This window comes from Micromonospora sp. D75 (genome assembly GCF_018070405.1).
Classification (GTDB): domain Bacteria; phylum Actinomycetota; class Actinomycetes; order Mycobacteriales; family Micromonosporaceae; genus Micromonospora; species Micromonospora chalcea.
Window position 1 is genome coordinate 1 of the sequence record NZ_JAGPXV010000367.1, and the last position, 5,891, is coordinate 5,891.

A 5,891-nucleotide genomic window follows, 5' to 3' on the forward strand; every position below is an offset into this window, starting at 1 on the left:
GCGCACCCGGCGGCGCGCCCTGCGCCGATCGTAGAGCGCAACGCCCCGCGCCCGGCGGGAAAGCCGGATGCGGGGCGTACCGGTCGGGCCGACGTCGCAGGTCAGAAGAACCGGCGACGCCTGGCCTTCTGCGGCCGGATCAGGTCGGCGCCCTTGGTCAGCAGACGGCTCACCCCGGACGGGCCGCGACGGGCCTCCAGGGTGTGGCTGAGCCGGCGCGCGCCGGCCGCCGCCAGCGGCACGGCGACCGCCATGACCGCCCACTGCGCGATCCGCTTCTGAATCATGTGGTTCACCTCCGCGTTTGCTGTCTGGAGGTATCGGTACCCAGAGCGGCGCGCCGGTAAGCCTGCCCCCTCAGGCGCCCGGGGCGACCGGGTTGGGCAGGGCGCCGCCGAAGCGGCGGTCGCGCTGGGCGTACAGCTCGCAGGCGTACCAGAGGTGGCGGCGGTCGAAGTCGGGCCAGAGCGTGTCCAGGTAGACCAGTTCGGCGTACGCGGTCTGCCAGAGCAGGAAGTTGGAGATGCGCTGCTCGCCGGAGGGGCGCAGGAACAGGTCGACCTCGGGCACCTCGGGGTGGTAGAGGTACCGCGCGACAGTCTTCTCGTTCACCTTGGCCGGGTCCAGCTTGCCGGCGGCGACGTCGCGGGCGATCCCGGCGGCGGCGTCGGCGATCTCCGCCTGGCCGCCGTAGTTGACGCAGAACTGCAGCGTCAGCGTCGAGTTGCCGCGCGACATCTCCTCGGCGGTCTGCAGCTCGGAGATGACGCTCTTCCACAGCCGGCCCGCGCGGCCCGACCAGACCACCCGTACGCCCAGGTCGACGAGCTGGTCGCGGCGGCGACGGATGACGTCGCGGTTGAAGCCCATCAGGAAGCGGACCTCGTCGGGCGAGCGCCGCCAGTTCTCGGTGGAGAACGCGTACGCCGACAGGTAGGGGATCCCCATCTCGATCGCGCTGGCGGCCGTGTAGCGGGGGTAGTCGCCGAGGAACCGTTTGCCGTACAGCTCGATCGCCTCGACCTGGCTGACGGTGTGCAGCGAGCTGCCCTGGTTGCCCTTGGGGTCACCGGCGAGCTGGAGGTCGACGTGCCCGAACGGCTCAAGCCGGGCGCCGAACCGGCTCGTGGTGCGCCGCACGCCCCGGGCCACCGCGCGCAACCGGCCGTGCCGGCGGGTGAACAGCGTGATGATCCGGTCGGACTCGCCCAGCTTCTGCACACGCAGCACCACCGCGTCGTCGCGGTAGAGCTGTCGGCGGTACCCGGCCATCAGGCCATTCTCCCTCCGGGTGCGATCTCAGGGTCGGCTCGGGGTGGACCGGCGGGCGATCCCCGATGTGCCGGGCGCCGGGCCGGACCTAGTGTGCTGGCCATGGCTTCGCTCCGTACCGCGGTGGCCGCGACCGCTGCCGCCACGCTCATCGTTCTCTCCGGGTGTGACACCCTCTCGTTCCGCCGGCTCGACTACGACCACACCGAGCAGGCGAAGATCACCCGGATCACCGTGACGGAAGACGGCGCCGGGGACGTCGTGGTCCGGGCCAACGGCCCGGCCGACCAGGTACGGATCAAGCGCGTCGTCCGCTACCAGGGCGACGAGCCGACCAGCCGGTACGAGATCAAGGGCGACGAACTCGTGCTACCCACCGACTGCGGTCACCGGTGCAGCATCTCCTGGGAGGTGACCGCGCCGCCCGGCGTGGCGGTGAAGGGCGGGACCGCCTCGGGCAACGTCGACCTGACCGAGATCGGGGCGGTGGAGTTCACGCTCAGCTCCGGCGACCTGACCATCCGGGGCGCCACCGGAGAGGTCCGCGCGTCGTCCACGTCCGGCAACATCCGGGTGGTCGAGGCGGCCCGCCCGGTGCGGTTGCGGGCCCGTTCCGGCGACATCGAGGCCCGCCGCCTCGCCTCCGCGGTCGACGCCGAGACCACCTCCGGCAACGTCGTCGTGGAACTGGACCAGCCCGCTCCGGCCCGGCTGCACGCCACCAGCGGGGACGTGGACCTGGCCGTGCCGGCCGGCCGCTACCGGGTGCGGGCCGAGGCGAGATCCGGGGACACCGACGTGACGGTGACCGACGACCCGGGCGCGTCAGTGCTGCTGGACGTCTCCGCCACCAGCGGGAACGTGACGGTCACCAGCCGCTGAGCGCGGTCAGTCGGCGGCCGGGGCGTCCCGCCGGTGGCCGCCCGCGCCCGGCGGCGGGTCGTCCACCCGGTCCACCGCGCGGCGCGGCGACGGGATCCGGGCGCCGGCGCCCACCAGCCCGTCCTGGGCGCCGGCGGGAGCCGGGCTGGCCGGGGCGGCCGCCGGCCGCTCCGCCACGGTCCGCCGCGGCCTGCCGGGAAGCAGTTCCGGGGTACGCCGGGCGGCCACGTCCTCGACCCAGCCGACCATCAGCGTCACCACGCCGACCAGCGCGAAGACCAGCCCCACCCGCAGCCACAGGCCGACCGGGTCGCGTGGCGACCAGCCGACCAGGCCGACGAGCGGGGTGAGCGCCACCACGAACGGCATGTGCCAGAGGTAGATGGTCAGCGCGCGCCGGTTCACCACCGTCACCGCGCGGCCGAACGCCGGCACGCGGTCGACCCAGGTCACCCCGGCCGGCGCGCGGCCGATCGCGACCAGGATGAACGCGGCCGACCAGAGCGCGTTGCCCAGCGGGATGTCGTTGATGTCGTACCCGCGCGGCCCCGGGTGGGTGAAGATCCAGGCCAGGCCGGCCGCGCCGACGACGGCGGCCACCGGCAGCAGCACCCGGTTGCGCATCCGGCGCAGCAGCCCGTCGTGGTGGGCGAAGCCGAGCAGCCAGGCGCCGAAGTAGAGGCCGAACTCGCGCAGCACCGTCGGCGGGTTCGCCAGGATGCCGGCCTCGATCGCGACCAGGAGCAGGTACGGCGCGGCCAGCGTGGGCAGCGGCGCCCGGCGGAACAGCCACAGCACGAACGGTGAGGCGAGCACGAACCACAGGTAGTCCCGCAGGTACCAGATCGGGCTGAGCGCCAGCCCGCCCCAGTAGTTGGCCGGCGGGTCACTGATCGGGAACAGCCAGAGCAGCACCTTCGGGCCGAACGCCAGCCCGGTGAGCAGCATGGCCGGCACGAAGACGGCGGCGACCACCCACAGCGACGGCAGCAGCCGGCGCAGCCGCCGCCCGACCGCGCCCACCCCGCTGCGGTCCAGCGACGCGGCCATCAGCGACCCGGCCAGGGCGAACATCACCGACATCGCCGGGAACACCAGCGTGAGCGTGGCGTAGCCGGTGACGTGGTACGTGACGACTCGGAGGATGGCCAGGAAGCGCAGCAGGTCCAGATAGCGGTTTCGCATCAGCTCGCGGCGGGGTCCGGGGGCAGAGACAATGGTCCCTACCCTGCTCCCGGACACCTCGAAACAACCACAGACGCCTATGAAAAGTGAGATGTCCCATAGGCCTGACTGATCCTGATCACTCGTCGCCGAGCACGCCCGGCCGAGGGCTCAGAAGCCGAGCTTGCGCAGCTGCTTCGGGTCGCGCTGCCAGTCCTTCGCCACCCGTACGTGCAGGTCGAGGTAGACCCGGGTGCCCAGCAGCTCCTCGATCTGCCGCCGGGCGGTGGTGCCGACGTGCTTGAGGCGGCTGCCCCGGTGGCCGATGACGATGGCCTTCTGGCTCGACCGCTCGACGTACACGTCGGCGTAGATCTTGGTGAGGTTGCCCTCCGGGATCATCTCCTCGACCACCACCGCGATGGAGTGCGGCAGCTCGTCGCGTACGCCCTCCAGCGCCGCCTCGCGGACCAGCTCCGCCACCAGGACCTGCTCCGGGTCGTCGGTGAGCATGTCGTCCGGGTAGAGCTGCGGCGAGGGCGGCAGGTAGCCGGTCATCACGTCGACGAGCGTGTCGACCTGGTGCCCGGAGACCGCGCTGACCGGCACCACGGCGGCGAACTCGCCCAGCTCGCTGACCGCCAGCAACTGCTCGGCCAGCCGCTTCTTGTCCACCAGGTCGGTCTTCGTCACCACCGCCAGCACGGTGGCCTTCAGGCTCGCCAGCTCGCCGGTGATGAAGCGGTCGCCCCGGCCGACCGGCTCGTTCGCCGGCACGCACAGGCCGATCACGTCGACCTCGCTCCACGTCTCCCGGACCAGGTCGTTGAGGCGCTCACCGAGAAGCGTCCGGGGGCGGTGCAGGCCCGGGGTGTCGACCAGCACGAGCTGCGAGTCCGGCCGGTGCAGCACCGCCCGGATGATGTGCCGGGTGGTCTGCGGCTTGTTCGAGGTGATCGCGATCTTGGTGCCGACGATCGCGTTCGTGAGCGTCGACTTGCCGGCGTTCGGCCGCCCGACGAAACAGGCGAAACCGGCCCGGTAGGGACGCGCCTCAGGCGTGGTCACTCGACCACCGTGCCGAGCACGGCGCCGTCCGGCGCGGCCACGTGGATCGGCGCGTCGGCGGACAGGTCACGCACCGCCGCGTGCCCCGCCCCGTCCAGCGTCGACGCCTCGGTCACCACCACAGCGGCCTCCAGCCGGCTCGCGCCCGCCGCCACCGCCGAAGCGACAGCCAGCTGGAGCGCGGTGAGCGTCAACGACGGCAGCGCCACGCTCGCCGCCGCGTACGTCCGGCCGTCCTGGTCGCGGACCGCGGCGCCCTCCACTGCCGCCACCCGGCCCCGCGCGCCCCGGGCCAGCACGACGAGCTTGGCGTCCTCGGCGCTCAGCTCGGCCGGATCAGCCGGGGTGGGCAGGGCGGCGGGCACGGCGGGTGTCTCAGGCATCGGCGGATTGCCTCTCCTCGGAACGGTTGTTGTCGCCACGGGAATCGGGCGGGTCGTTTCGGTTCGCGCCCTCCGGCGCGTCGCCCCGGTCGACGCGGCTCACCAGAACCGTGTCGATCCGGTTGCGCCGGCCGGTGGTGCCCTCGGCCATCAGCCGCAGGCCGGCCACCTCGGCCTCGGCGCCCGGGATGGGCACCCGGCCGAGCGCCTGCGCCAGCAGGCCACCGACCGTCTCCACCTCGTCGGTGGGCAGCTCGGTGTCGAACAGCTCGCCCAGATTCTCCACCGGCAGCCGCGCGGTCACCCGCACGGCCCCGTCCGGCAGATGCTCGACCGGCGGGCGCTCGACATCGTACTCGTCGGTGATCTCCCCGACGATCTCCTCCAGGATGTCCTCGATGGTGACCAGCCCACCGGTGCCGCCGTACTCGTCGACCACGATGACCAGGTGGTTGCGGGCCGCCTGCATCTCCGAGAGCAGGTCGTCCACCGGCTTGGACTCCGGCACGAACGTGGCCGGGCGCATCAGCTCGGCCACCGGCATCTGCCGGGCGCCCTGGTCGCCCTGCACCCGCCGGATCAGGTCCTTGAGGTAGAGCACGCCGAGCACGTCGTCGACGTTCTCGCCGATCACCGGGATGCGGCTGAACCCGGAGCGCAGGAACAACGCCAGCGCCTGGGCGAGCGTCTTGCGCTCCTCGATCCACACCATCTCGGTACGCGGCACCATCACCTCGCGCGCGATGGTGTCGCCGAGCGCGAAGACCGAGTGGATCATCTGGCGCTCGCCGTGCTCCACCACGCCGCGCTGCTCGGCCAGGTCGACCAGCTCCCGCAGCTCCACCTGGGTCGCGAACGGCCCCTCGCGGAAGCCCTTGCCCGGGGTGACCGCGTTGCCGATCAGGATCAGCAGCGACGCCAGCGGGTTGAGCGCGCGGCCCAGCCAGCGCACCAGCGGCGCGACCGCCCGGCCGACCGCGTACGCGTGCTGGCGGCCGATCGTGCGCGGCCCGACCCCGACCACCACGAAGCTCACCACCGTCATCGCGCCGGCGGTCACCAGCGCCGCCCGCCAGCCCGCGCCGAACGTGTCCACAGCCACCAGCGCGACCAGCGTGGTGG

General features: G+C 72.7%; 6 protein-coding genes and 2 pseudogenes. 1 reads left to right on the plus strand and 7 read right to left on the minus strand.

The genetic code is table 11. The features are described from left to right. Nucleotides 1–101: 101 nt before the first annotated feature. The 3 genes and pseudogenes from KBX39_RS20550 to recO all read right to left on the minus strand — a co-directional run. On the minus strand, nucleotides 102–287 hold the full coding sequence (locus KBX39_RS20550) for a hypothetical protein (RefSeq protein WP_013287960.1): 186 nt from the start codon (nucleotides 285–287) through the stop codon (nucleotides 102–104). Nucleotides 288–357: 70 nt separating this feature from the next. Then, nucleotides 358–957: pseudogene (gene uppS, locus KBX39_RS20555) on the minus strand (polyprenyl diphosphate synthase); the annotation flags it as partial. After that, nucleotides 952–1,272, minus strand: a pseudogene (gene recO / locus KBX39_RS34095) (DNA repair protein RecO); the annotation flags it as partial. The pseudogenes uppS and recO, both read right to left, overlap by 6 nt. A 102-nt stretch (nucleotides 1,273–1,374) precedes the next feature. Here recO and KBX39_RS20565 point away from each other — a divergent pair. After that, nucleotides 1,375–2,154, plus strand: a complete 780-nt coding sequence (locus KBX39_RS20565; protein ID WP_104115969.1) for a DUF4097 family beta strand repeat-containing protein — start codon at nucleotides 1,375–1,377, stop codon at nucleotides 2,152–2,154. Between the two features lie 6 nt (nucleotides 2,155–2,160). Here the strand turns inward: KBX39_RS20565 and KBX39_RS20570 are convergent, their stop codons facing one another. The 4 genes from KBX39_RS20570 to KBX39_RS20585 all read right to left on the minus strand — a co-directional run. Then, nucleotides 2,161–3,339 carry an acyltransferase gene (locus tag KBX39_RS20570; protein ID WP_247660398.1) on the minus strand — a complete coding sequence of 393 codons (1,179 nt, stop codon included), beginning with the start codon at nucleotides 3,337–3,339 and terminating at the stop codon, nucleotides 2,161–2,163. Nucleotides 3,340–3,489: 150 nt separating this feature from the next. Continuing rightward, nucleotides 3,490–4,386 (minus strand): GTPase Era, encoded by an 897-nt coding sequence (era, locus tag KBX39_RS20575; RefSeq protein WP_064448689.1) that lies wholly within the window; start codon nucleotides 4,384–4,386, stop codon nucleotides 3,490–3,492. Further along, nucleotides 4,383–4,769, minus strand: coding sequence for a hypothetical protein (locus KBX39_RS20580; RefSeq protein ID WP_030503128.1), 387 nt, complete (start codon nucleotides 4,767–4,769; stop codon nucleotides 4,383–4,385). The genes era and KBX39_RS20580 overlap by 4 nt, the downstream gene beginning before the upstream one ends. After that, nucleotides 4,762–5,891 (minus strand): hemolysin family protein (locus tag KBX39_RS20585; RefSeq protein ID WP_210872020.1); only part of this gene is annotated, 1,130 nt, incomplete at its 5' end. The genes KBX39_RS20580 and KBX39_RS20585, both read right to left, overlap by 8 nt.